This window comes from Citrobacter koseri ATCC BAA-895 (genome assembly GCF_000018045.1).
In the GTDB taxonomy this organism is placed as follows: domain Bacteria; phylum Pseudomonadota; class Gammaproteobacteria; order Enterobacterales; family Enterobacteriaceae; genus Citrobacter_B; species Citrobacter_B koseri.
Genome location: NC_009792.1, coordinates 1,118,166 through 1,142,888, shown reverse-complemented (window position 1 = coordinate 1,142,888; position 24,723 = coordinate 1,118,166). Strand labels below are relative to the sequence as shown.

At 54.7% G+C, this 24,723-nt stretch carries 24 protein-coding genes; 13 read left to right on the top strand and 11 right to left on the bottom strand.

From position 1 onward, the window contains the following. Positions 1-17: 17 nt before the first annotated feature. Entirely contained in the window at positions 18-830 is an 813-nt protein-coding gene (gene minD, locus CKO_RS05100) for a septum site-determining protein MinD (RefSeq protein WP_012132073.1), read from the top strand. Between the two features lie 3 nt (positions 831-833). Continuing rightward, complete coding sequence (gene minE, locus CKO_RS05095) at positions 834-1,100, top strand: cell division topological specificity factor MinE (RefSeq protein WP_003859937.1); 267 nt, start codon at positions 834-836, stop codon at positions 1,098-1,100. A gap of 88 nt (positions 1,101-1,188) precedes the next feature. Here minE and CKO_RS05090 read toward each other — a convergent pair whose 3' ends face one another. Continuing rightward, positions 1,189-2,106, bottom strand: coding sequence for a LysR substrate-binding domain-containing protein (locus CKO_RS05090; RefSeq protein ID WP_012132072.1), 918 nt, complete (start codon positions 2,104-2,106; stop codon positions 1,189-1,191). Positions 2,107-2,209: 103 nt separating this feature from the next. On the opposite strand from CKO_RS05090, the gene CKO_RS05085 reads away from it, so the two are divergent. Next, positions 2,210-3,292, top strand: a complete 1,083-nt coding sequence (locus CKO_RS05085; RefSeq protein ID WP_012132071.1) for a tartrate dehydrogenase — start codon at positions 2,210-2,212, stop codon at positions 3,290-3,292. 34 nt (positions 3,293-3,326) lie between these two features. Here the strand turns inward: CKO_RS05085 and rnd are convergent, their stop codons facing one another. The 5 genes from rnd to yoaA form a co-directional block, all read right to left on the bottom strand. Further along, a complete protein-coding gene (gene rnd, locus CKO_RS05080; protein ID WP_080516651.1) occupies positions 3,327-4,454 on the bottom strand; it encodes a ribonuclease D in 1,128 nt (375 codons plus the stop codon). Between the two features lie 69 nt (positions 4,455-4,523). Next, entirely contained in the window at positions 4,524-6,209 is a 1,686-nt protein-coding gene (gene fadD / locus CKO_RS05075; protein WP_024130268.1) for a long-chain-fatty-acid--CoA ligase FadD, read from the bottom strand. A gap of 204 nt (positions 6,210-6,413) precedes the next feature. Beyond that, positions 6,414-6,995 (bottom strand): Slp family lipoprotein, encoded by a 582-nt coding sequence (locus tag CKO_RS05070; protein ID WP_012132068.1) that lies wholly within the window; start codon positions 6,993-6,995, stop codon positions 6,414-6,416. Between the two features lie 99 nt (positions 6,996-7,094). Next, positions 7,095-7,790 (bottom strand): tRNA (adenosine(37)-N6)-threonylcarbamoyltransferase complex dimerization subunit type 1 TsaB, encoded by a 696-nt coding sequence (tsaB, locus tag CKO_RS05065; RefSeq protein WP_012132067.1) that lies wholly within the window; start codon positions 7,788-7,790, stop codon positions 7,095-7,097. Positions 7,791-7,847: 57 nt separating this feature from the next. After that, positions 7,848-9,758, bottom strand: a complete 1,911-nt coding sequence (gene yoaA / locus CKO_RS05060) for a DNA repair helicase YoaA (RefSeq protein WP_012132066.1) — start codon at positions 9,756-9,758, stop codon at positions 7,848-7,850. A gap of 129 nt (positions 9,759-9,887) precedes the next feature. Between yoaA and CKO_RS05055 the strand changes: the two genes are divergently transcribed. Then, positions 9,888-10,232, top strand: coding sequence for a RidA family protein (locus tag CKO_RS05055; protein WP_012132064.1), 345 nt, complete (start codon positions 9,888-9,890; stop codon positions 10,230-10,232). Positions 10,233-10,239: 7 nt separating this feature from the next. Here CKO_RS05055 and CKO_RS05050 read toward each other — a convergent pair whose 3' ends face one another. Further along, a complete protein-coding gene (locus tag CKO_RS05050) occupies positions 10,240-10,419 on the bottom strand; it encodes a YoaH family protein (protein WP_012132063.1) in 180 nt (59 codons plus the stop codon). Between the two features lie 72 nt (positions 10,420-10,491). Here CKO_RS05050 and pabB point away from each other — a divergent pair, with 72 nt between their 5' ends. The 4 genes from pabB to CKO_RS05030 all read left to right on the top strand — a co-directional run bounded on the left by pabB (position 10,492) and on the right by CKO_RS05030 (position 15,722). After that, on the top strand, positions 10,492-11,853 hold the full coding sequence (gene pabB, locus CKO_RS05045) for an aminodeoxychorismate synthase component 1 (RefSeq protein ID WP_012132062.1): 1,362 nt from the start codon (positions 10,492-10,494) through the stop codon (positions 11,851-11,853). A 3-nt stretch (positions 11,854-11,856) separates the two neighbouring features. Further along, positions 11,857-12,435 carry a CoA pyrophosphatase gene (locus CKO_RS05040; protein ID WP_012132061.1) on the top strand — a complete coding sequence of 193 codons (579 nt, stop codon included), beginning with the start codon at positions 11,857-11,859 and terminating at the stop codon, positions 12,433-12,435. 184 nt (positions 12,436-12,619) lie between these two features. Beyond that, positions 12,620-13,984 carry an L-serine ammonia-lyase gene (gene sdaA / locus CKO_RS05035; protein ID WP_024130267.1) on the top strand — a complete coding sequence of 455 codons (1,365 nt, stop codon included), beginning with the start codon at positions 12,620-12,622 and terminating at the stop codon, positions 13,982-13,984. A gap of 139 nt (positions 13,985-14,123) precedes the next feature. Then, positions 14,124-15,722 carry an EAL domain-containing protein gene (locus CKO_RS05030; RefSeq protein WP_012132058.1) on the top strand — a complete coding sequence of 533 codons (1,599 nt, stop codon included), beginning with the start codon at positions 14,124-14,126 and terminating at the stop codon, positions 15,720-15,722. 26 nt (positions 15,723-15,748) lie between these two features. Here CKO_RS05030 and yoaE read toward each other — a convergent pair whose 3' ends face one another. Both yoaE and CKO_RS23780 read right to left on the bottom strand, forming a co-directional pair. After that, positions 15,749-17,308 carry a CNNM family cation transport protein YoaE gene (gene yoaE / locus CKO_RS05025; protein ID WP_012132057.1) on the bottom strand — a complete coding sequence of 520 codons (1,560 nt, stop codon included), beginning with the start codon at positions 17,306-17,308 and terminating at the stop codon, positions 15,749-15,751. Further along, positions 17,296-17,436, bottom strand: coding sequence for a protein YoaL (locus CKO_RS23780; RefSeq protein WP_371320444.1), 141 nt, complete (start codon positions 17,434-17,436; stop codon positions 17,296-17,298). The genes yoaE and CKO_RS23780 overlap by 13 nt, the downstream gene beginning before the upstream one ends. Positions 17,437-17,751: 315 nt before the next feature. Here CKO_RS23780 and manX point away from each other — a divergent pair, with 315 nt between their 5' ends. The 5 genes from manX to mntP all read left to right on the top strand — a co-directional run bounded on the left by manX (position 17,752) and on the right by mntP (position 21,942). Next, positions 17,752-18,717: a PTS mannose transporter subunit IIAB gene (manX, locus tag CKO_RS05015; RefSeq protein WP_012132055.1), complete on the top strand. Its 966-nt coding sequence runs from the start codon at positions 17,752-17,754 to the stop codon at positions 18,715-18,717. Between the two features lie 58 nt (positions 18,718-18,775). Further along, positions 18,776-19,576: a PTS mannose transporter subunit IIC gene (gene manY, locus CKO_RS05010; RefSeq protein ID WP_012132054.1), complete on the top strand. Its 801-nt coding sequence runs from the start codon at positions 18,776-18,778 to the stop codon at positions 19,574-19,576. A 12-nt stretch (positions 19,577-19,588) separates the two neighbouring features. Continuing rightward, the gene (manZ, locus tag CKO_RS05005; RefSeq protein WP_012132053.1) at positions 19,589-20,440 is read left to right on the top strand and encodes a PTS mannose transporter subunit IID; all 852 of its coding nucleotides are present in this window, start codon (positions 19,589-19,591) and stop codon (positions 20,438-20,440) included. A 55-nt stretch (positions 20,441-20,495) separates the two neighbouring features. Continuing rightward, complete coding sequence (locus CKO_RS05000) at positions 20,496-20,954, top strand: DUF986 family protein (protein ID WP_012132052.1); 459 nt, start codon at positions 20,496-20,498, stop codon at positions 20,952-20,954. A gap of 421 nt (positions 20,955-21,375) precedes the next feature. Further along, positions 21,376-21,942, top strand: coding sequence for a manganese efflux pump MntP (gene mntP, locus CKO_RS04995; RefSeq protein WP_012132050.1), 567 nt, complete (start codon positions 21,376-21,378; stop codon positions 21,940-21,942). On the opposite strand, the gene rlmA is transcribed toward mntP, so the two are convergent. Both rlmA and ftsI read right to left on the bottom strand, forming a co-directional pair. Beyond that, positions 21,939-22,748 carry a 23S rRNA (guanine(745)-N(1))-methyltransferase gene (gene rlmA / locus CKO_RS04990; RefSeq protein WP_012132049.1) on the bottom strand — a complete coding sequence of 270 codons (810 nt, stop codon included), beginning with the start codon at positions 22,746-22,748 and terminating at the stop codon, positions 21,939-21,941. The two genes, mntP and rlmA, sit on opposite strands and share 4 nt — an antisense overlap. A gap of 63 nt (positions 22,749-22,811) precedes the next feature. Beyond that, positions 22,812-24,557, bottom strand: coding sequence for a peptidoglycan glycosyltransferase FtsI (gene ftsI, locus CKO_RS04985; RefSeq protein WP_012132048.1), 1,746 nt, complete (start codon positions 24,555-24,557; stop codon positions 22,812-22,814). Positions 24,558-24,723: the final 166 nt, after the last annotated feature.

Here is a 24,723-nt window from a genome sequence, read left to right as displayed (position 1 = left end):
TTTAACAAGGAATTTCTATGGCACGCATTATTGTAGTTACTTCGGGTAAAGGGGGCGTTGGCAAGACCACCTCCAGCGCGGCCATCGCTACTGGTTTGGCCCAGAAGGGAAAGAAAACTGTCGTTATCGATTTCGATATCGGTCTGCGTAACCTCGACCTGATCATGGGATGTGAGCGTCGTGTCGTTTACGATTTCGTGAACGTGATTCAGGGCGATGCGACGCTAAACCAGGCGTTAATCAAAGATAAGCGCACTGAAAATCTCTTTATTCTTCCGGCATCGCAAACCCGCGATAAAGACGCGCTGACCCGTGAGGGCGTAGCAAAAGTTCTCGATGACCTGAAAGCAATGGATTTCGACTTTATCGTCTGCGACTCTCCGGCGGGCATTGAAACCGGCGCGCTGATGGCGCTCTATTTTGCCGATGAAGCGATTATCACCACGAACCCGGAAGTCTCCTCAGTACGTGACTCTGACCGTATTCTGGGCATTCTGGCGTCAAAATCTCGTCGTGCTGAAAACGGCGAAGACCCGATTAAAGAGCATCTGCTGCTGACGCGTTACAACCCAGGCCGCGTTAACAGAGGCGATATGCTCAGTATGGAAGACGTGCTGGAAATCCTGCGCATCAAACTCGTGGGGGTTATCCCGGAAGATCAGTCAGTCCTGCGCGCATCCAACCAGGGAGAGCCGGTTATTCTCGACATCACTGCTGATGCGGGTAAAGCCTATGCAGATACCGTAGAACGTCTGTTGGGAGAAGAACGTCCTTTCCGCTTCATTGAAGAAGAGAAGAAAGGTTTCCTCAAACGCCTGTTCGGAGGATAAGTTATGGCATTACTGGATTTTTTTCTCTCGCGGAAAAAGAGTACAGCCAACATCGCTAAAGAGCGACTGCAAATCATTGTTGCGGAGCGCCGTCGCAGCGACGCCGAGCCGCATTATTTACCGCAGTTGAGAAAAGATATTCTCGAAGTCATCTGCAAGTATGTGCAAATTGATCCAGAAATGGTCACCGTACAGCTTGAGCAAAAAGACGGCGATATTTCAATTCTCGAGCTTAACGTGACATTACCGGAAGCCGAAGAGTCCAGATAATCTCTTTTCGGATAACGCAACGCGATAAAAAGGCAGAGTATTCTGCCTTTTATTTGCTGCTGTGCCATAAACAGTAACGCGGCGGTGCTTATTCCAGGCTGAACTTCGGGTAACGCTCCTGAAAATAGCGGCGCAGAAATTCAACCGTAATGCGAATTTTTGCCGACGAGGAAAGACGGGAAGCAGAGACCGCCCAGATATTGGCAGGCTGATAATACTCCGGCAGAACCTGTACCAGATGGCCGCTGGCAATGTTATCGCAGACATCCCACCACGACCGCAACGCAATGCCCTGCCCGTCCAGACACCATTGATGCACAATTTCACCGTGGTTGGAGGACAGTGACCCTGTCACTTTAATCGAATATTCCCGTTCTTTTGTGCGTAACTGCCAGATTCCAAAGGGATGGTCACGCTCTTTAATCACCAGACACGGAAAGGCTGCCAGATCGCTGAGCTGCTTCGGCGTGCCGTGCTGCTCCAGAAACGCCGGTGATGCGCATAAAATACGGTAATTGGTTCCAAGCTTATGCGCGATTAAATTAGAGGCAATCTCATCACCAATACGAATATCAAGATCGACCCCTTCATTCACCAGATCTACCAGCCGGTCCTCAACGTCAAACCGCAACTCCAGCTGTGGATACTGCTTCGCCAGCGCCGACAGCGCTGGCGCAACAATCCGCCGACCGAAGCCAAAACTGCTGATAATACGCAGCATACCTTGTGGGACTTGCCGCACGTCAGACAGCTCATCCATCATCTGATCCACATCCTGCAAAATGCGCTGCGCCCATTCGTAAATACGCTCGCCCTCTTCCGTGATCGTCACCCGCCGGGTCGTTCGGTGGAGCAGCACCACGTTCAGCGTCTGCTCCAGCAACGCCACCCGTTTGCTGATAAACGCCGGTGAAACGCCCAGCTCTTCCGCAACCGCGCTAAAACCCGCACGCCGGGCAACCCGCATAAAGACGCGTAAATCATTCAGGAGAGGCAGATTATTCATGATCTGTGTTTTATGTTTCACCAGTTGGAAGGATTAACTCTCAATCAGTCAATTATAGGATAAGGGGTAAGTCAATTTTGACTGCTGATAAGTGAGAGCTGGTATGAAGAAAACCTGTCGTATTGCCGCTATTCCCGGAGACGGTATTGGTAAAGAAGTCCTGCCTGAAGGTATTCGCGTATTGCAGACCGCCGCTGAACGCTGGGATCTCTCGCTCAGCTTTGAGCCGATTGAGTGGGCCAGCTGCGAATATTATGCACATCACGGTACGATGATGCCTGACGACTGGCATGCGCAGCTAAAATCGTTTGATGCGATCTATTTCGGCGCCGTCGGCTGGCCGGATACCGTCCCGGACCATGTTTCATTGTGGGGATCGCTGCTGAAATTCCGTCGCGAATTTGACCAGTACGTTAACCTGCGTCCGGTACGTCTGTTTCCCGGCGTTCCCTGCCCGCTGGCCGGAAAAAAAGCGGGAGATATTGATTTCTACGTCGTGCGCGAGAACACCGAAGGGGAATACTCCTCGCTGGGCGGGCGCGTTAATGCCGGAACCGAGCACGAAGTGGTGATTCAGGAGTCGGTATTTACCCGGCGCGGAGTGGATCGCATTCTGCGCTACGCCTTTGAGCTGGCGCAAAGCCGACCGCGCAAAACGCTGACGTCCGCCACCAAATCCAACGGCCTGGCCATCAGTATGCCTTTCTGGGATGAACGCGTTGAAGCCATGGCGCAGCACTACCCGGAGATTCGTTGGGATAAGCAGCATATCGACATTCTGTGCGCCCGCTTTGTCATGCAGCCGGAGCGCTTTGACGTGGTTGTCGCCTCAAATCTGTTTGGCGATATACTGTCCGATCTTGGCCCGGCCTGTACCGGCACCATCGGCATTGCGCCTTCCGCAAACCTGAACCCGGAACGCACATTCCCGTCGCTGTTTGAACCGGTACACGGCTCTGCGCCGGATATATACGGTAAGAATATCGCCAACCCTGTTGCCACCATCTGGGCGGGCGCCATGATGCTGGATTTCCTCGGCAATGGCGATACGCGCTACCGGGAGGCACATGACGGTATTCTCGCGGCCATTGAGCAGGTTATCGCTAACGGCCCGAAAACACCGGATCTGAAAGGCGCCGCCTCCACCCGGCAGATGGCGGAGGCGATCTGTCAGGCGCTGCGCTAATGACGGAGCGGCCGGATAGCGGCCATCATCCGTATTACAGCGGATATTCCTGCAACAGATTCCGCAGTTTTTCCGCCATCAGTTCCGCACGCCAGCCGGAGATAAGTTCCGGCTGCGTGGCCTGCGGTTTTAACTTCCAGTGCCAGTTAAGCAACTGGTTGATTTGCCGACGCGACGCCAGCAATTCCGCACTGACGTTGTGCGTCGCGCTAACGTCTGCCACCAGCGCTTTGATGGCTTTAAACGCCTTGCGATAGCCTGGCATATCCATCAGGTTCAGCAAGGGTTCCGGCAGCATCTCTTCCGGCAGCGCCTGCGCCTTCTCCACTAACGCGATCAGCGTCTTACCGTGAAAACGAATTTCGCTGCCAGAAAGCCCCAGGCTGTCCAGTTCGCCCAGACTCCCCGGCATATAGCGCGCCACTGCCCACAGGTGCTCTTCGCGCACCACAAAGTTGACCGCCAGATCGCGCTCACGCGCCTTGCGCAGCCGCCAGTCGGCCAGCAGTTGCAGGCAGGCCAGTTGACGGGTACGCAACTGCCACGCATTGGTGATGTCACGCCAGGCATCTTCCGGCGCCAGAATTTCCTGACGACGTTGCTGCATCAGACGGCACTCATCCAGCGCCGCAGGCAGCCAGCCGGATGCTTCGGTTTCGACCATCAGTTTTTTGGTGATCGGTAACAAATACCAGACGTCCGCCGCCGCATACTCGCACTGGCGTTCGGTTAACGGTCTTGCCAGCCAGTCGGTACGGGACTCGCTTTTATCCAGCGCGACGCCCGTAAACTCCTCGACCATCGCGGCAAAACCCCAGGACAAGGGGCGGCCGCAAAATGCGGCAAGGATCTGCGTGTCGATCAGCGGTTGCGGCAGCTCCCCGAAGGTATTGAGAAAAACCTCCAGATCTTCGCTGCCCGCATGCAAAAATTTGGTTATCGCGGTATCACGCAACACGGCGCGCAGAGGCGACCAGTCGGTAATGCCGTGAGGATCAATCAGGGCGACATGCTCGCCATCAAACAGCTGGATAAGCCCAAGTTGCGGGTAATAGGTACGCGTACGGACAAACTCCGTATCAAGGGCAATCGCCGGAAATGCCCGAACCGCTTCACATAACGTCGCCAGCGCGTCGTCCGTAGTGATCATTTGGTAATTCAAATCATATTCTCTTTAGTTTGCGCCAAAAAAAACGCCGGCTTAACCGGCGTCTGGCGACTTGCTTAAAGCTCAGGCTTTATTGTCTACTTTGCCACGCGCTTCGTCACGTAATTCTCGTCGTAAAATTTTTCCGACGTTCGATTTAGGCAGTTCGTCGCGAAACTCCACCAGCTTCGGCACTTTATACCCCGTCAACTGGCGACGACAGAAGGTAATCAATGCCTCGTCGGTCAACGCCGGGTCTTTCTTCACGACAAAGATTTTCACGCTTTCACCGCTGCTGCCCGAAGGCACGCCGACTGCCGCCACTTCCTGAACGCCAGGATGCTGCATCACCACGTCTTCAATTTCATTAGGATAGACGTTAAAGCCGGAAACCAGAATCATATCTTTTTTGCGATCGACGATGCGCAAGAACCCTTCGTCATCAATCACCGCGATATCCCCCGTGTAAAGCCAGCCGTCTTTGACGATTTCATCCGTCGCGTCCGGGCGCTGCCAGTATCCCAGCATCACCTGCGGCCCCTTCACGCACAGCTCGCCAGGCTCGCCTGTCGGCACCTCGTTGCCCTCGTCATCCACCAGTTTTACATCGGTAGAGGGAACGGGCAGCCCGATACTGCCGCTGTGATAATCGATATCATGCGGGTTCACGCTGACCAACGGCGCGCACTCGGTCAGACCGTAGCCTTCAAGCAAATATTGTCCGGTCAGTTTCACCCAACGTTCTGCAACCGCATGCTGTACCGGCATACCGCCGCCAGCAGAAAGGTGCAGCGTAGAGAAGTCCAGTTGCTGGAATTCTTTGTTGTTCAGCAAGGCGTTAAACAGGGTGTTAACGCCGGTCATCGCGGTAAACGGATATTTCGCCAGCTCTTTCACCATGCCCGGAATGTCGCGCGGGTTAGTGATGAGCAGGTTTTGCCCGCCCAGTTCAATAAACAGCAGGCAGTTCATGGTCAACGCAAAAATGTGATACAGCGGCAACGCCGTCACCACCAGCTCTTTCCCCTCATGCAGCAACGGCCCGTAGGTGCCTTTTACCTGCTCCAGGTTTGCCAGCATGTTGCGGTGCGTCAGCATCGCGCCTTTCGCTACGCCGGTTGTACCGCCCGTGTATTGCAGGAACGCCAGATCGTCGGTGACCAGCTCAGGCTTCACGTACTGCATCCGATAACCTGCGTGTAGCGCGCGGCGAAAAGAGATCGCATCCGGCAGGTGATATTTCGGCACCAGACGCTTAATGTATTTCACGACAAAGTTAACCAGCGTACCTTTCGCGGTAGAAAGCTGGTCGCCCATGCGCGTCAGAATTACGTGCTGTACGGACGTTTTATCGACCACTTTTTCCAGCGTGTGGGCAAAGTTAGAGACGATCACGATAGCCGCCGCTCCGCTGTCATTGAGCTGATGCTCAAGCTCACGCGGCGTATACAGCGGGTTGACATTCACGACGATCATCCCGGCGCGCAAAATACCAAACAGCGCGACCGGGTATTGCAGCAGATTCGGCATCATTAGCGCGACGCGGTCGCCTTTTTTGAGGCCCAGTCCTTCCTGCAAATAGGCCGCGAATGCCCGGCTGCGCTCTTCCAGTTTGCGGAAGGTCATCACCTCCCCCATATTGACGAACGCAGGCTGGTCGGCGTAACGCACGACGGCATGTTCAAATAATTCAACCAGGGATTGATAACGGTCAGGATTGATCTCCGCCGGGACATCAGCGGGATATCGGTTAAGCCAAACCTTCTTCAAAGCATCACCTCTAAAATGAGTGTTCGTCGTCATCGCAACCCCAGTTAATAAACAAGTCGTTAACATAATATTAACTCAGCGTACCAGTTTATTAATCACTCAACGAAAAGGTTGCGAAGCGCGTCACTATTTATTTTTCTTATGTCCGTATTAATGCAGAAACAGCGGACCAGCCGCTGTTTCTTTTACTGATAAAACAAGGGGTTATTCAGTTACGATCGTTTGAACCTGTGCGGGGCCTGGGTTATACCATCCCCAACCGCCATAGCCGTACGGCCAGCCTCGTCCACCGTAGAACCAGGGATCGATCGGCTGTGGCGGCATGATGATCTGCTGAGTAAGGTGCCAGCGTTTATAGCCCGTTGCCTGCATCAGCATAAACTTATACGGCGTACTGCCGACCTTACCGTCCACCGTGCCGGTAATCGGCCCGACGACCGTCACCAGTTGCCCACGGAAGTCTACCGGGTCAAGGAAGCCGTTCACGTCGGCATAAATCCGCCCTCGCGAAGCCTCACCGAGGATCGGACGCGCGCCGTTATCAAGCGGCACGCTGGCGATTTCCAGCCGCGTTTTTCCCTGCTGGTTTTGCACATCCACCACTTTACCGCCAAAACGCGCTTCCTGGCCGACGTACAGCTGCGGCGCATTCATAACCCGCACCAGATCCTGCTGCGGCGTGGGACTGGAACCTTTGATGGCATCCGGGACGGTAACGCAGCCACTCAACGTTAACGCGACCACTCCCGCCAGAATTCCTTTCATTACCTGTTGTTGAACCGCCATAGTGCGACTCCTTTTTTCTCAGCACATATTCTCGTCATACTTCAAACTACCTGTGTGTAACAGCTACGTTCAAATTATTCAGGGTGATAATACTGAGATTCATTCTTTGCCCGGAAGTTTCTTCCACGCGACGTTGTTACGTAAATAAACCGGTTCGGCCTGTTCAACCGCGACGGTTTTCCCCGCTGCCAGCATCTGACTGGCGAGAGGCAGCATATCCTCCGCCGCCGGAAGCAGAACGTCGCCATCGCGCAAAGCCAGACCGCTGTCTTTACCCAGATCAGGCCATGCAGGCCAGCCTGTGCCAACAGTAGCCCACTCCCCGGAAAGCTGCTTCAACCGTTCGCTAACCAGCCTGGGATTTAACACGGCCTCGGTCTCTTCCCCGTGCCAGACGCCATTTTCATCACGCTGGTATTCCGCCCAGTAGACTTCACCCATACGTGCGTCAATCGCCGCCAGCACGCGCGTCGCGCCGCTTTTACGCCAGGCGCCCTGCGCCATTGTCGCCAGCGTTGAAACGCCAGTCATCGGCAGGTTCGCGCCCAGCGCCAGCCCCTGCGCAATGCCAATGCCAATACGCACGCCGGTAAAACTGCCGGGGCCGCGACCAAACGCCAGCGCGTCGATATCGGTAAGCGTAATGCTGTTGGCGGCCAGGATATCCTGCACCATCGGCAAAATACGTTGGGTATGTTCTCGTGGGCAAAGCTCAAAATGAGCGTTGATATTACCGTCATTCCACAGGGCAACGGAACACGCTTCTGTGGCGGTATCGATAGCCAGAATTCGCATGGGTCTTCGTGCTTAAATCAATAAAATGGCGCGCATCTTACCATACTCCGTAACAAATTACTCGGCCGTTGGTATGGCGAGAAATCTGACGGCGCGGGCGATGTCCCGGGTGCGCGGCGTGGGCGGCAGGCTCGCCAGGAAGGTGGCGCCATACGGTCGCATCACCAGCCGGTTATCACAAATCACCAACACCCCACGATCGTCGGAATCGCGAATCAGACGCCCCACCCCTTGTTTCAGCGTGATGACCGCGTCGGGTAGCTGCACTTCATCAAACGGATCGCCGCCGCGCAGACGACAATCCTCCATCCGCGCTTTCAGCAAGGGATCGTCAGGAGAGGTAAAAGGTAATTTATCGATAATCACCAGCGACAGCGTATCGCCGCGCACATCCACCCCTTCCCAGAAGCTGCTGGTTGCGACCAGTAGCGCATTACCGGCGCTGACGAACTGTTGCAGCAGTTGACCTTTGCTGGTTTCGCCCTGCAACAGGACGGGCAGCGTCATGGTGGCGCGGAACTGTTCCGCCAGATCGCGCATCATGGCATGCGACGTACACAGCATAAAGCAGCGGCCATTGTTGGCTTCGATGATCGGTCTTAACATTGCCGCCAGCTGTCGGGCAGAGCCCGGCTGGTTGGTCTGCGGCAGGTTACGCGGCACGCACAACAGCGCCTGGCGGGTATAGTCGAACGGACTGGGCAACAGCATCGATTCGGCCTGTTCAATGCCCAGCCGCGCCGTAAAGTGATGGAGATCGTCGTTCACCGACAACGTGGCAGAGGTAAAAATCCAGCTGCCGGGTTTCTGCGCCATCACCTCTTTGAATTTATCCGCGACCGTAAGCGGAGTGAGCGCCAGCGTGAAATGGCGCGACGTGCATTCGTACCAGTAGCTGTACCCTGGCTGGTTGATCTCTTTTAAGCGTTTCAGCCGCGCGCGATACAAGGTCGCACGCTCGAAAGCGGCATCCAACAATGCGGAACGCCCCAGAGACAGTTTTGCCACGTCGTAGCAAAGCTCAAGCGTATCGTCGAGCAGCAATAGCGCGCGCTGTACCCGTGGGTCGGCCAGCAGCTCACGTAAATTTCCGCGATAGCCCGGCTCGCCCAGTTGCAGGCGAAAATCCTGCGCGCTCTGCGCCAGTCGGTCGGCGCATTTCTGCAACTGCTGGGTGTCTTTCAATTCCGTGCGGTAGGCGATGGTAAAATCTTTCGCCAGGTCGAGGAGCTGTCGGCTGGAGAGCGACTGGCCGAAATACTGGCTGGCGATATCAGGAAGCTGGTGGGCCTCATCGAAGATCATCACCTCCGCCTCCGGGATCAGTTCGCCAAACCCACTCTCTTTGACCACCATATCCGCGAGGAAAAGATGGTGGTTGACGATAACCACATCGGCGTCCATCGCCTTTTTACGCGCTTTAACCACAAAACAGTCTTTATACAGCGGGCAGTCGCTGCCCAGACAGTTGTCATTGGTGCTGGTGACCAGCGGCCACGCCTGCGAGTCTTCCGCTACGCTGACGCAGGTACTGATGTCGCCGTCTTCGGTTTGATTCGACCACGAACGCAGCAAAATCACATCGCTTAAAATTTGTACCGGCAAATCGCCGCCCGCCAGCGCTTGCTGTTCGAGACGTTCCAGACAAAGATAGTTAGAGCGCCCTTTCAACAACGCCAGTTTACCGGTGAATTTGAGGGCGTTTGAGACGGTGGGAAGATCGCGACTGTAGAGCTGATCCTGCAATGCTTTCGATCCCGTCGAGATGATCACTTTTTTTCCGGCGCGTAACGCCGGCGCGAGGTAGGCATAAGTTTTGCCTGTCCCTGTCCCGGCTTCGACAACAAGCGGTTGTGATTTTTCAATAGCATGCGTGACGGCAACGGCCATCTGCCGCTGTGGTTCGCGCGGTTTAAATCCCGGTATCGCTTTAGCCAACTGACCGTCTGCTGCAAAATCGTCCGTCACACTACCCCCTGTTGATTTGAACAGGGATTATGTCAGGACGCCGTCGCTTACGCCAGTTGAAGAGGTGACGGCAACGCAACATTATGGCAGTCTTGCCGCGTCGAACGGAAAGTTAACGAGGAATGATTTATGACTATCATACGTATTGATGCCGAAGATCGTTGGTCTGATGTAGTAATCCATAACAACACGCTTTATTACACCGGTGTGCCGGAAAACCTCGACGCCGATGCGTTTGAACAGACCGCCAACACGCTGGCGCAAATTGATGCGGCGCTGGAAAAACAGGGCACCCGTAAGTCACGTATTCTTGATGCCACTATTTTCCTGGCCGATAAAAGCGATTTTGCCGCCATGAACAAAGCCTGGGACGCGTGGGTCGTTGCCGGTCACGCGCCGGTACGCTGCACGGTGCAAGCCGGGCTGATGAACCCGAAATACAGAGTTGAGATCAAGATTATCGCCGCAGTGTAACGCGACGTTATTCGTCCTCATCCTCAAAACGCGCCACGATCCGCTCGCCGGTGTGGGTGGCGCGCAGTTCATCCGCCACCTGCGCGATTGCCTGTCCGCTGCTCATTCCTTGCGACATCAGTTCCTGAATGCGCTCTACCGCTTTTTGTTGCTGCTCGTGGCTGAGTGAAGGTAAACCTGCAAACATTGTTAACTCCTGCTAAATTGTCTGCGCTAATTATTTCATGCTACCCGGCACATAGCCAGTAGACCAGGACCGATGAAGACATTATCACCCGCTGTTATTATTTTACCGTGGCGCCCGGACGCCGCCGAGTACTATTTTGCCCCGCTGAGCCATCAGCCCTGGGCCATGCTGCTGCATTCCGGTCATGCTGAACATCCGCATAATCGTTTTGATATTCTGGTGGCCGACCCCGTGGCAACGCTGTCAACACACGGCGAAGAGACCCGCGTGCGCGATAAACATGGCACGACCACGACCGCCGACGATCCCATGACCGTGTTGCAGGCGGCGCTGGCATCTGCGGGCATCCAGCCGCCATATGACCCCAATCTGCCGTTTCAGGGCGGCGCGCTGGGGCTGTTAGGTTACGACCTTGGCCGCCGTTTTGAATCCCTGCCCACGCTCGCACAGCGCGATATCACCCTGCCGGATATGGCGATCGGCATTTACGACTGGGCCTTAGTCGTCGATCATCGCAGACAGACCGTCTCTCTGTTGAGCCATACCGACGTTCACGCTCGCCTTGAGTGGCTGGCGCGTCAGCAGACGCCGGTGCGAAAACCCTTCGCGTTGACCTCCGCATGGCAATCAAACATGACCCGCGCACAGTACGGTGAAAAATTCCGCCAGGTGCAGAGCTGGCTGCACAGCGGCGACTGTTATCAGGTTAACCTCGCCCAGCGTTTTCAGGCTGACTATCAGGGAGACGAATGGCTGGCCTTCGTGCGGCTTAATCACGCTAACCGCGCCCCGTTCAGCGCGTTTTTGCGCCTGGAGGACGGTGCGATTCTGAGCCTTTCTCCCGAGCGCTTTATTCAGTCCGAAGAGGGGCACATTCAGACTCGCCCAATCAAAGGCACCCTTCCCCGGCTGGACGACCCGCAGGCGGATCGCCAGCAGGTGCTAACGCTCGCGATGTCGGCAAAAGACCGCGCAGAAAACCTGATGATTGTCGATTTGATGCGTAACGACGTCGGCCGCGTTGCCGTTCCGGGGTCGGTCAAGGTTCCCGAGCTGTTTGTGGTTGAACCCTTCCCGGCAGTACATCATCTTGTCAGTACCATTACCGCCCGTTTGCCCGATAATTTACATGCCACCGATTTGCTGCGCGCCGCTTTTCCCGGCGGTTCAATTACCGGCGCGCCAAAAGTCCGGGCGATGGAGATCATTGACGCGCTGGAGCCGCACAGACGCAACGCCTGGTGCGGCAGCATCGGCTACCTGAGTTTTTGCGGCAACATGGACACCAGCATCACGATCCGCACGCTTACCGCTGTAGACGGGCATCTCTATTGCTCTGCGGGCGGCGGCATCGTAGCGGACAGCCAGGAGGACGCGGAATATCAGGAGACGTTTGATAAAGTGAATCGAATTTTGCAGCAACTGGAGAACTGAGTCGTGGAAAACAGCAGCCTGACCCTTGATGATTTTTTATCACGCTTTCAACTTTTGCGCCCGCAGGTGAATGGTGAGACGTTAAACCGTCGTCAGGCTGCCGTGCTGATCCCGGTGGTTCGCCGCGCCCGGCCGGGTCTATTGCTGACTCAGCGTTCAGCGCGCCTGCGCAAACACGCCGGTCAGGTCGCGTTCCCCGGCGGCGCCGTTGACAGCAGCGATGCGTCGCTGATTGCCGCTGCGCTGCGTGAAGCGCAGGAAGAGGTGGCAATCCCGCCGGAATCCGTCGAAGTGATTGGCGTGCTGCCGCCCGTAGACAGCGTCACGGGTTTTCAGGTTACGCCGGTGGTCGGCATTATTCCCCCGAATCTGCATTATCACGCCAGCGAAGATGAGGTGGCCTCTGTCTTTGAGATGCCGCTTTCAGAAGCTCTGCGTCTGGGGCGTTATCATCCGCTGGATATTTATCGACGCGGCGATTCACATCGCGTATGGCTTTCGTGGTATGAGCATTATTTCGTCTGGGGAATGACCGCCGGAATAATTCGTGAGCTGGCGCTGCAAATTGGCGTGAGACCCTGACTATACTTATCTTTACACGCGCAGAACACAACTTGAGATTCCCGTCCCAACATTAGTAAATACGTGGTTATCCATTAGTTTAATTCATGTGAATAGTTAAGCCGATCGCCGCGTTCCCTCTTACACTATGCGCAGTTATTACATCGTAACCGGGAAGCCCGGTCACCCTGTCAGGAGTATTATCGTGATTAGTCTATTCGACATGTTTAAGGTGGGGATTGGTCCCTCATCCTCCCATACTGTAGGGCCTATGAAGGCGGGTAAACAGTTCGTCGATGACCTGGTCGAAAAAGGATTACTGGATAGCGTTACTCGTGTCGCCGTCGACGTGTATGGTTCACTGTCGCTCACGGGTAAAGGTCACCACACCGATATCGCCATTATTATGGGTCTGGCGGGTAACGAACCTGCCACCGTGGATATTGACAGCATCCCTGGTTTTATTCGCGACGTTGAAGCGCGCGGTCGCCTGTTACTGGCGCAGGGCCAGCACGAAGTGGATTTTCCCCAGGATAACGGGATGCGTTTTCACAATGGCAACCTGCCATTGCATGAAAATGGAATGCAGATCCACGCGTACAATGGCGAAACCGTCATTTATAGCAAAACGTATTATTCCATCGGCGGCGGCTTTATTGTCGATGAAGAGCATTTTGGTCAGGACGCCGCCAATGAGGTCAGCGTCCCTTATCCGTTTAAATCGGCGACCGAAATGCTGGAATATTGCAACAGCACCGGTCTGTCGCTCTCCGGGATGGTGATGCAGAACGAACTGGCGCTGCACAGCAAAAAGGAAATCGAAGAGTATTTCGCCAACGTCTGGCAGACCATGCAGGCGTGTATCGATCGCGGGATGAATACCGAAGGGGTTCTGCCGGGGCCGCTGCGCGTTCCGCGTCGTGCTTCCGCACTGCGTCGCATGCTGGTTTCCAGCGACAAACTGTCCAGCGACCCGATGAACGTCATTGACTGGGTCAACATGTTTGCGCTGGCGGTAAACGAAGAAAACGCCGCGGGCGGGCGTGTCGTTACGGCGCCGACCAACGGCGCTTGCGGGATCGTGCCTGCGGTGCTGGCTTACTATGACCACTTCATTGAACCCGTCAGCCCGGATATCTACACCCGTTACTTCCTGGCCGCTGGCGCTATCGGCGCGCTGTACAAGATGAACGCCTCGATTTCCGGCGCCGAAGTCGGCTGCCAGGGGGAAGTCGGCGTCGCCTGCTCAATGGCGGCGGCAGGACTGGCGGAGCTGCTTGGGGCCAGCCCGGAGCAGGTGTGCGTCGCCGCGGAAATCGGCATGGAGCACAACCTGGGGCTGACCTGTGACCCGGTTGCCGGTCAGGTTCAGGTGCCGTGTATCGAGCGTAACGCGATTGCTTCGGTAAAAGCGATCAACGCGGCGCGTATGGCAATGCGCCGTACCAGCGCCCCGCGCGTCTCGCTGGATAAAGTCATTGAGACCATGTACGAAACCGGCAAGGACATGAACGCGAAATACCGCGAAACATCACGCGGCGGACTGGCGATTAAAGTCCAGTGTGATTGACAAAACATAGCCTGCCACTTCGCCCATCTCCCACTGATGGGCGAATTTTTCTCATCAATCTCGTCTGCGGTAAATTTCCCCACTACACTTGCTGTGTTGCAATTGGCTTTTGTGACCAACGGCTTATCAGGCGGCCCGCATGCAAACAGCACAACGGATCATTAAAAATTATCGCCGCAATCGTTTCATCGTCTGCACGGTCTGTGCGCTGATCACGCTTATCCTCACATTGAGTGTCCGATTTATTTCGGAGCGAAATATAAATCAGCATCGCACCGAAACGTTCGCCGCTCACGCCGTAGAGACGCTGGATGAAGTGCTCCGCCCTCTACAGGCAGGGCGCGATCTCCTGCTGCCCCTGGTAGGACAACCCTGCCCGGCCGCGCATTTTCCCCTGCGTAAGCAGGTCGCCAGACTGCAAACCGTGCGTTCCATTGGTCTGGTTCAGAACGGTATTCTCTACTGCTCCAGTATCTTTGGCTCACGCGACGTGCCGATTCACCAGCTACAACCCGATCTGCCTGCGCCAAATAACCTGTTGCTGCTGTCTACCGATCAGTCCCTGCTCAAAGACAGCCCGATTCTGATTCAGTGGTATCCGTCATCGCCTGATGGCAAAAACGGGCTCTTTGAGATCGTCAATATTGATCTTCTGGCGATGATGCTGCTTGAACCGCAACAGCCGCAGATCGCCAGCGCAAGCCTGACGGTCGGCAACCGCCACTTGCTCTATGGTCAGGGGGTGGTGGAGGCGCTACCCGCCCTGAACGGTGAAAAACGTTATCAGCGCGCGTCCCAGCACTTCCCCTTCACCATCAGCGTGACGGGGCCCGGCGCTGGCGAGCTGGCGCTACGCCACCTGCCGACGCAGCTGCCGCTGGCGGTGATGCTGAGTTTACTGGTGGGATACCTTGCCTGGCTGGCAACGGCCAGCAGAATGAGTTTTTCATGGGAGATCAATCTCGCCCTTGCCGCCCGTGAATTTGAACTGTTTTGCCAGCCGCTGTTAAATGCCCGTACGCAGCAATGCGTGGGGGTTGAGATCCTGCTGCGCTGGAATAACCCGCGACAGGGATGGATTTCTCCCGATGTTTTTATCCCTATCGCCGAAGAACACAACCTGATCGCTCCCCTTACCCGCTATGTCATTGCGGAAACCATTCGGCAGCGGCATTTTTTCCCGATGAACAGCCAGTTCCATATCGGCATCAACGTTGCGGCCAGCCATTTTCGTCATGGCATGCTATTAAAAGATCTCAATCATTACTGGTTCAGCGCCCATCCTGTTCAGCAACTTGTGCTTGAGCTGACGGAACGGGATGCCTTACTGGACGTCGATTATCGGCTGATGCGTGAACTTCACCGCAAAGGGGTGAAGCTCGCCATTGATGACTTTGGCACCGGCAACAGCTCGCTGTCATGGCTGGAGAAATTGCGCCCGGACGTGCTGAAGATCGACAAATCATTTACTGCGGCGATCGGTACTGATGCGGTGAACTCCACGGTGACCGATATCATCATCGCGCTGGGGCAAAGACTGAATATTGAACTGGTGGCGGAAGGCGTTGAAACGCGAGAGCAGGCGCAATATTTGCGGGGACACGGCGTTCAGGCGTTGCAGGGATTTCTGTTCGCAAGGCCTATGCCGCTTCACGATTTTCCTCAGTGGCTGGCGGGCAGCGCACCGCCGCCCGCCCGGCATAACGGACACATGACGCCCGTTATGCCGTTTCGTTAGATCCCGGTTTTACCGGGGAACGGCGCTTATTCGTCTTCGTAGTGAGCAGGTTGTTCTTTAACAATACGAACCAAATCAACACGGTAGTCGTTCGCTTCGACAATCGTGATATGAAGCGGCGCAACGTCGATAACATCGCCCACCTGCGGGATATGACCGTTTACGGCGATAACCAATCCAGCGACGGTGGCGATGTCTTCCTCGTCGTTCACCAGGTTATCGACATCCAGCGCCTGTTGCAGGGCATGCAGATCCGTTCCCCCCTTCACCAGCCAGCCGCCCGCTTCGGTAATGATCTCTGGCGTTTCGTCGGCATCCGGGAACTCACCGGCAATCGCTTCCAGCACGTCCAGCGGCGTAACCAGCCCCTGCACGACGCCAAACTCATTGGTGACGATGACGAAGCTGCCGCGAGCGCGACGCAGGACGCCCAGCAGATTAATCGGGTCCAGCGTTTCCGGGACGACAATCGCTGGTGATTCTGAAGCAATCGCGGCCACATCCACGCCCTCTTCCAGCGCCACCAGCAGTTCTTTCGCACGAACAATACCGATGATCTCATCCAGTTCGCCGCGACACACCGGGAACAGGCTGTGCGGAGAAGAGAGTAACTGTTCGCGGATTTCATCCACGCTCAGGTCAGCATCCACCCAGCTGATTTCACCGCGAGGCGTCATGATGCCGCGCAGCGAACGGGACGCCAGGGTCAGCACGCCGTTGATCATATAACGCTCTTCTTCAGCAAACGCGCCTTCAGGTACAGGCACCGTCGCCGGGCTGTCAGACTCGTGCTGCGCGCTCGCCTGACGTTTACCGCCCATCAGTCGCAGGATGGCGTCTGCGGTGCGTGCACGTAGCGGTAACGTTGACTGATGGCGAATAAAGTTACGACGCGCAATCTGGTTGAACAATTCGATGACGATTGAGAAACCGATAGCAGCGTACAGATACCCTTTCGGAATATGGAAGCCAAAACCTTCCGCCACCAGGCTCAGACCGATCATCAACAGGAAGCTCAGACAGAGCACTACAACCGTCGGATGCTGGTTGACGAAACGGGTAAGCGGCTTAGACGCCAGCAGCATCACCGCCATCGCAATCACCACGGCAGCCATCATCACCGGCAGATGGTTAACCATACCCACGGCGGTAATTACCGCGTCAAGGGAGAAGACGGCATCAAGGATAACGATCTGCGTTACCACGACCCAGAAACTCGCATAGCCTTTGCCGTGCCCCGAGTCATGCTCACGGTTTTCCAGGCGCTCATGCAGCTCCGTCGTGGCCTTAAACAGGAGGAAGAGACCCCCGATGAGCATGATCAGATCGCGCCCTGAGAAGGTGAGATCCCAGACGGTAAAGAGTGGTTTCGTTAAGGTCACCATCCACGAAATGATGGACAGCAGGACCAGACGCATCACCAGCGCCAGCGACAAACCGATAAGACGCGCCTTATCACGCTGCTTTGGCGGCAGCTTGTCAGCCAGAATCGCGATAAAGACCAGGTTATCAATACCCAGAACAATTTCGAGGATAACAAGCGTGAGCAAACCCGCCCAGATTGAGGGGTCCATTAAGAATTCCATGACAAGCTCCTGCTTAAGGAATAGCGAACAGGCGAGAAAGCAATATGCGAATTAAGGTTGCGGCCAAAAGAGCCAGACAGACAGGCCTGATACGGCCTCAAAGTGAAATGACGTCGGTGACGATCCATACGGCGGGCTACTGCCCTATACTCCTTACTAATTAAACGGAAGCTAAACATAACAGAGACAATGTCTTTTTGGCAAAGATTTACCTTCCTTTGCAATGAGATGTTACAGGGATATTTTACACTACGAAATTTCTCTGATGTGAAAGCTAAATTGCGGATCTTCATCACATAAAATATTTTTTTCGCTATCTAAAATAATTCCCGGAAATAACTGTTTTTTCATTATAACCCTTATCTGAATCGATTCGAGTGCGGACGGCGATTCAAAATACATCTGTCACGTTGATGTGTTAACGATAATAAAGGAGGTAGCAAGTGACCATTGCTATTGTTATAGGCACACATGGTTGGGCTGCAGAGCAGTTACTTAAAACAGCAGAAATGCTGTTAGGCGAGCAGGAAAACGTCGGCTGGATCGATTTCGTTCCAGGCGAAAATGCCGAAACGCTGATTGAAAAGTACAACGCTCAGTTGGCAAAACTCGATACCAGCAAAGGCGTGCTGTTTCTCGTTGATACATGGGGAGGCAGTCCATTTAATGCTGCCAGCCGTATTGTCGTCGACAAAGAGCACTATGAAGTCATTGCTGGCGTCAATATTCCGATGCTGGTGGAAACGTTCATGGCCCGCGATGACAATCCGAGCTTTGACGAATTAGTCGCTCTGGCGGTAGAAACCGGTCGTGAAGGCGTGAAAGCGCTGAAAGCGAAACCGGTTGAAAAACCCGCTCCGGCGCCGGTTGCTGCGCCAAAAGCGGCGGCGCCCGCTAAACCAATGGGACCCAACGATTACATGGTAATCGGTCTCGCCCGTATCGATGACCGTTTGATTCACGGCCAGGTCGCCACCCGCTGGACCAAAGAGACCAACGTCACCCGCATCATCGTCGTGAGTGATGAAGTTGCGGCGGACACCGTACGTAAAACGCTGTTAACACAGGTGGCACCTCCGGGCGTAACGGCGCATGTGGTAGACGTTGCCAAGATGATTCGTGTCTACAACAACCCGAAATACGCAGGCGAACGTGTGATGCTGCTGTTCACCAACCCTACCGATGTGGAACGTATCGTTGAAGGCGGCGTGAAAGTGACTTCCGTAAACATTGGCGGTATGGCTTTCCGTCAGGGTAAAACGCAGGTTAATAACGCCGTTTCCGTCGACGAGACCGATATCGACGCCTTTAAAAAGCTCAACGAACGCGGTATCGAGCTTGAGGTTCGTAAAGTTTCCACCGATCAGAAACTGAAAATGATGGATTTGATTGCCAAAGTGGCGAAATAACCACCCGGCATTTAATTAGCATTCACACTTAAGTCTGTATAGCAATAGGAGAAGTACAATGGAGATTACCACTCTTCAGATTGTGCTGGTGTTCATCGTCGCATGTATCGCGGGTATGGAGTCGGTACTTGATGAATTTCAGTTCCACCGTCCATTGGTGGCCTGTACGCTAATCGGTGCCGTTCTTGGGGACATGAAAACCGGTATTATCATCGGTGGTACCCTGGAAATGATCGCGCTTGGCTGGATGAACATCGGTGCTGCCGTTGCGCCTGATGCCGCGCTGGCTTCCATTATTTCAACCGTGCTGGTTATCGCCGGTCATCAAGGCATTGGCGCAGGTATCGCGCTGGCGATTCCACTGGCGGCCGCAGGTCAGGTGCTGACCATCATCGTACGTACCATCACCGTGGCATTCCAGCACGCGGCGGATAAAGCGGCCGATAGCGGCAACCTGACGGCACTGTCCTGGATCCACGTATCCTCCCTGTTCCTACAGGCAATGCGTATCGCGATTCCGGCGGTTATCGTGGCGATTTCTGTCGGCACCAGTGAAGTTCAGGGCATGTTGAATGCGATCCCGGAAGTCGTGACCAGCGGTCTGAACATCGCCGGCGGCATGATCGTGGTTGTCGGTTACGCAATGGTCATCAACATGATGCGCGCGGGCTATCTGATGCCGTTCTTCTACCTCGGCTTCGTCACTGCGGCATTCACTAACTTCAACCTGGTTGCTCTGGGCGTAATTGGCGCGGTAATGGCCATCCTCTACATCCAGCTGAGCCCGAAATATAACCGCGTAGCCGGTGCGCCAGCTCAGGCTGCTGGTAACAACGATCTCGATAACGAACTGGACTAACAGGTGAACGAAATGGTTGATATGACTAAAACTACCACTGAGAAAAAACTCACTCCGAGTGATATTCGTGGCGTGTTCATCCGTTCTAACCTGTTCCAGGGGTCATGGAACTTCGAACGTATGCAGGCGCTGGGCTTCTGCTTCTCCATGGTGCCGGCGATCAAACGCCTGTACCCGGAAAACAACGACGCGCGTAAACAGGCGATCAGACGTCACCTGGAGTTCTTCAACACCCATCCTTACGTTGCCGCTCCGGTACTGGGCGTTACGCTGGCGATGGAAGAACAGCGCGCCAACGGCGCGGAGATCGACGATGGTGCCATCAACGGTATCAAAGTTGGTCTGATGGGGCCGCTGGCAGGCGTGGGCGACCCGATCTTCTGGGGTACGGTTCGTCCGGTATTCGCCGCGCTGGGCGCGGGTATCGCGATGAGCGGCAGCCTGCTGGGACCGTTGCTGTTCTTCATTCTGTTTAACCTGGTGCGTCTGGCGACCCGTTACTACGGCGTGGCTTACGGCTACCGTAAAGGCGTCGATATCGTTAAGGATATGGGCGGCGGCTTCCTGCAAAAACTGACTGAGGGGGCGTCAATCCTCGGCCTGTTTGTCATGGGGGCGCTGGTTAACAAGTGGACGCACGTCAATATTCCGCTGGTGGTATCACGCATCACTGACCAGACGGGTAAAGAAAACGTCACCACCGTGCAGACCATTCTCGATCAGTTGATGCCGGGTCTGGTTCCGCTGCTGCTGACCTTCGCCTGTATGTGGCTGTTGCGTAAGAAAGTAAACCCGCTGTGGATCATCGTTGGCTTCTTCGTCATCGGTATCGCCGGTTACGCTTGCGGCCTGCTGGGTCTGTAATTCTGTTGTACACTACCGGGGCCCTTTGGCCCCGGTTTTTTTATCTGGAGGATTAATGACTGTCACGGACCTGGTGCTGGTTCTTTTTATTGTCGCGTTACTGGCTTACGCCATTTACGATCAGTTCATCATGCCCCGCCGTAACGGCCCCACTCTGCTTGCAGTGCCTCTGCTGCGTCGTGGTCGTGTTGATAGCGTTATCTTCGTCGGCCTGGTCGCCATTCTTATCTACAACAACGTTACCAGTCACGGCGCGCAAATTACCACATGGTTATTATGTGCACTGGCGCTGATGGGGTTTTATATTTTTTGGGTTCGCGCCCCCAGGATCATCTTCAAACAGAAAGGTTTTTTCTTCGCCAATGTCTGGATAGAATATAACCGTATTAAAGAGATGAATTTATCGGAAGATGGCGTACTGGTGATGCAATTAGAACAACGGCGCCTGCTTATTCGCGTACGAAATATCGACGATCTGGAAAGAATATATAAGCTTCTTGTTTCATCTCAATGAGTTACAGATATAGCCTGAACTATGTTTTAAGTATATTCGCGATCAAAAAAACATAGCTAAGGCTATATTCATCCCGCCTGATTTGTTATTTATTTTAACGTTTTATTGATAATTAAATCTAAATGAAAATCGTTTTCAATTAGAAGTCAAATAATATTTCTCCATTGTTGTTTTATATTCTCAAAATATGTTAATGTTGCGCCGTCATTTGGGGAGTAGCCGATTTCCAGACTCAGGAAATGTACGTGTCAACATACTCGTTGAAAAACGTGGCGCGTACGGACTGATATCACTCTATTTTCAGTCAGGCGAGACCATATGCACATCAACTGCTATGCATAGCTTATGAACGCCATGTTCGGGTATGCATGTTCGCTGGGGGCAGTGATGTGTTTTATGGAACCCCGGTCAGGACGCTGTTATGAATATCACCGCAACTGTTCTTCTCGCTTTCGGCATGTCAATGGATGCTTTCGCGGCATCGATTGGTAAAGGCGCCACGCTACACAAACCTAAATTCTCCGAAGCCCTGCGCACCGGCCTTATTTTCGGCGCGGTTGAAACGCTCACCCCGCTGATCGGCTGGGGGCTGGGTATGCTGGCCAGCAAATTCGTGCTGGAATGGAATCACTGGGTTGCGTTCATCCTGCTGGTGTTTCTGGGGATTCGTATGATTATCGAAGGCGTTCGTGGCGGTAATGACGAAGATGACGAGCCGTTACGCCGCCACAGTTTTTGGCTGCTGGTCACTACCGCTATCGCCACCAGCCTGGATGCAATGGCCGTTGGCGTCGGTCTGGCATTCTTGCAGGTGAACATTATTGCGACCGCGCTGGCTATCGGCTGTGCCACGTTAATCATGTCCACGCTGGGCATCATGGTGGGGCGCTTTATCGGCCCGCTGCTCGGCAAACGGGCGGAAATTCTTGGCGGGGCTGTACTTATCGGTATCGGCGCCCAGATCCTCTGGACACACTTCCACGGTTAACGCTCACGTTGCCAGATGTGAAGGCTGAAATCCGTCTGGCAATCAAACTGCTGGCAAGCCGCCAGCCGCTCCCATACGTCAGGTTTTGCACGCCAGGCGAAAGGCGTCATCTGGAGCAACGCAACGGCCTCATTACCGCGCAACCGCATCTCATACCCTAACGCCATGCTTTGCTGCAACGTAAACCCTTCAAGCTGCTCAGTATGCGGGGCATGTAAGCGCACTTCATCATAGATCAGCCCTTTTAGCGCCATCAGATGGCGCGGCCCCGGCGTAGCGGTGATTACCCAACCACCCGGTTTTACCACTCGCGCTAACTCTTCAGCCTTACAGGGGGCATAAATCCTGACAATCGCATCCATAGACGCGTCGGCGAAAGGCAGACGATGGCTTGACGCCACACAAAACGTCACCTGCGGATAACGTTTCGCCGCCGCTTTAATGGCGACTTTCGCGACATCCAGACCAAATGTGGTGCCTGACGCCAGCGTTTCGGCGAAGGCATGTGTGTAATACCCTTCACCGCAGCCGATATCCAGAATCGACGTTGCATTCTCGTCCAGCCGTTCGGCAAGTATCCTGACGATGGCATCGCGCAACGGCTGATAATGCCCGGCATCAAGGAATGCCCGACGCGCCTGCATCATTTCGGCGCTGTCGCCCGGGTCCCGTGACCGTTTATGCTGCACGGGCAACAGGTTGACGTATCCCTCTTTCGCCACATCAAACTGATGCCGTTGTGGGCAGATAAAACTGTTTTTCACCTGCGCAAGTGGCTGATGACAAAGGGGACAAGAAAACGACATGACAACTCCGGCCGGTAATTTTAGGGCGCAAGTGTAACGCGAATTGCGCCCTGGGAAAATAACTTACAGCGAGGGGGACGACAGGCGGTTGCCGTGCATCACTAACAGGTGGTCGGAGTCGGCGGGCATACCGTCCGGTTTAACGTTTTCCAGGCGCAGAACATCGCCCATAATCTGGCTGAACACCGGCGCCGACACCGCGCCGCCATAGTAAGAGCCGTTTTGCGGATTGTTAATCACAACCACCAGCGCAAACTGCGGATCGCTGGCCGGAGCCACGCCCGCCGTATAGGCCACGTATTTATCGACATACTTACCGTCATCGCCGATTTTCTTCGCCGTACCGGTTTTTACCGCCACGCGATAATCTCTGACTGCGGCTTTGGTTCCTCCCCCGCCGGGGAGCGCGACGCTCTCCATCATATGCTCAACCTGATGCACCAGTTCGGCGGGCATCACACGCGTCCCCACAACGGGCGGATCAATACGCGTAATGGAAAGCGGTCGGTAGATACCAAAACTGCCGATGGTGGCATATACGTGCGCCAGCTGGAGCGGCGTCACCATCAGACCGTACCCGAAGGCAAACGTCGCCCGATCCAGATCGCTCCAGTAACGACGCTGCGGCAGTAAGCCGCTGCTCTCCCCGGTGAGCCCCAGTCCCGTAGACTGCCCAAAGCCAAAGCCTTTATACGTATCCAGCAGTCGTTGAACCGGCATAGCGAGCGAGAGACGCGACACGCCGGTATCACTCGATTTTTGCAGGATTCCGGTCAAACTCAGCTCCGGGTAATACCCCACGTCACGAATCCGGTGGCCGTCAAGATTAAACGGATGCGTATCAATCACGCTGTCGGGCTGGACAATGCCCTGCTGAAGCGCCGTCATGATCACCAGCGGCTTGACCGTGGAACCCGGTTCAAAGGTATCGCTGATGGCACGGTTGCGAAAATCATCCAGCACGGCGCCTTCCCGGTTATTCGGATTAAAGTCCGGGAAGCTTGCCATCGACAGAATTTCCCCCGTCGCGATGTTGACCAGTACCGCCGCGCCGGACTCCGCTTTGTTCCAGGTGACGGCGTTATCCAGCGCATCCTCCGTCACTGTCTGTAGACGTTCATCAATACTGAGCTGAAGCTCATGCGCTGGCACAGGATTTGTTTCGGTTATGTTCTCGATAACATGACCAAACTTATCTTTGCGAACAAGGCGGGAACCGGGTTTCCCCGTCAGTTGGGCATTAAAACTTTTCTCAATCCCCTCAATCCCCTGCCCGTCAATGTTGGTAAAGCCAATCAGGTTGGCTGCCACATGCCCTGCCGGATAAAAACGCCGGGACTCTTCACGCAGGTTAATGCCAGGAAGATTGAGCTTATCGATCCATTCGGCCTGCTGCGGCGAAATCTGGCGCGCCAGATAGATAAACCGCCCGGTAGGATTGCTGTTTACCCGCTCAGCCAGCGTAGCCAGTGAAAGATGCAGCGTCTGCGCCAGCGCCTGCCAGCGTTGGTTATACCCCACGCCACCTTTACTGACGATCGTCTTCGGGTCGGCCCAGACCGCATTGACCGGCACGCTAACGGCTAACGGACGCCCTTCTCTGTCGGTAATCATGCCGCGTGGCGACGCCGTGGTAACCTCACGTAACGAACGCCTGTCCTCCTGTTTAACCAGATTTGTCGGCGTGATGATCTGTAACCACGCCACGCGTCCCAGCAATAACCCCATGCTCAGCAAAATCGCCACGCACAGCAGTACAAAACGGATGGGAGCAAAATTACGCACGGCGCCGTCGCTTTTCTTTTTCACCTGGTCTCCAGCAAGGTCGTTTTTCAGGTGATTGATTTAACGGGAATTGACGAGGGAAAGCGGGAAAAACAATGCTACGAACATCGCGGCTTTGCAACAAAGCGCTAACAGAAGTGTATTCAGAAATATTTTGAAGGAACCTGAATTAAAAAGCCCCGCACTGGCG

Bases quoted from the DNA above. Each gene is read 5' to 3' on its own strand.
- minD (WP_012132073.1), top strand. From the start codon at position 18: ATGGCACGCATTATTGTAGTTACTTCGGGTAAAGGGGGCGTTGGCAAG.
- minE (WP_003859937.1), top strand. From the start codon at position 834: ATGGCATTACTGGATTTTTTTCTCTCGCGGAAAAAGAGTACAGCCAAC.
- CKO_RS05090 (WP_012132072.1), bottom strand. From the start codon at position 2,106: ATGAATAATCTGCCTCTCCTGAATGATTTACGCGTCTTTATGCGGGTT.
- CKO_RS05085 (WP_012132071.1), top strand. From the start codon at position 2,210: ATGAAGAAAACCTGTCGTATTGCCGCTATTCCCGGAGACGGTATTGGT.
- CKO_RS05070 (WP_012132068.1), bottom strand. From the start codon at position 6,995: ATGGCGGTTCAACAACAGGTAATGAAAGGAATTCTGGCGGGAGTGGTC.
- tsaB (WP_012132067.1), bottom strand. From the start codon at position 7,790: ATGCGAATTCTGGCTATCGATACCGCCACAGAAGCGTGTTCCGTTGCC.
- CKO_RS05055 (WP_012132064.1), top strand. From the start codon at position 9,888: ATGACTATCATACGTATTGATGCCGAAGATCGTTGGTCTGATGTAGTA.
- CKO_RS05050 (WP_012132063.1), bottom strand. From the start codon at position 10,419: ATGTTTGCAGGTTTACCTTCACTCAGCCACGAGCAGCAACAAAAAGCG.
- pabB (WP_012132062.1), top strand. From the start codon at position 10,492: ATGAAGACATTATCACCCGCTGTTATTATTTTACCGTGGCGCCCGGAC.
- CKO_RS05030 (WP_012132058.1), top strand. From the start codon at position 14,124: ATGCAAACAGCACAACGGATCATTAAAAATTATCGCCGCAATCGTTTC.
- yoaE (WP_012132057.1), bottom strand. From the start codon at position 17,308: ATGGAATTCTTAATGGACCCCTCAATCTGGGCGGGTTTGCTCACGCTT.
- CKO_RS23780 (WP_371320444.1), bottom strand. From the start codon at position 17,436: ATGGATCGTCACCGACGTCATTTCACTTTGAGGCCGTATCAGGCCTGT.
- manY (WP_012132054.1), top strand. From the start codon at position 18,776: ATGGAGATTACCACTCTTCAGATTGTGCTGGTGTTCATCGTCGCATGT.
- manZ (WP_012132053.1), top strand. From the start codon at position 19,589: ATGGTTGATATGACTAAAACTACCACTGAGAAAAAACTCACTCCGAGT.
- CKO_RS05000 (WP_012132052.1), top strand. From the start codon at position 20,496: ATGACTGTCACGGACCTGGTGCTGGTTCTTTTTATTGTCGCGTTACTG.
- mntP (WP_012132050.1), top strand. From the start codon at position 21,376: ATGAATATCACCGCAACTGTTCTTCTCGCTTTCGGCATGTCAATGGAT.
- rlmA (WP_012132049.1), bottom strand. From the start codon at position 22,748: ATGTCGTTTTCTTGTCCCCTTTGTCATCAGCCACTTGCGCAGGTGAAA.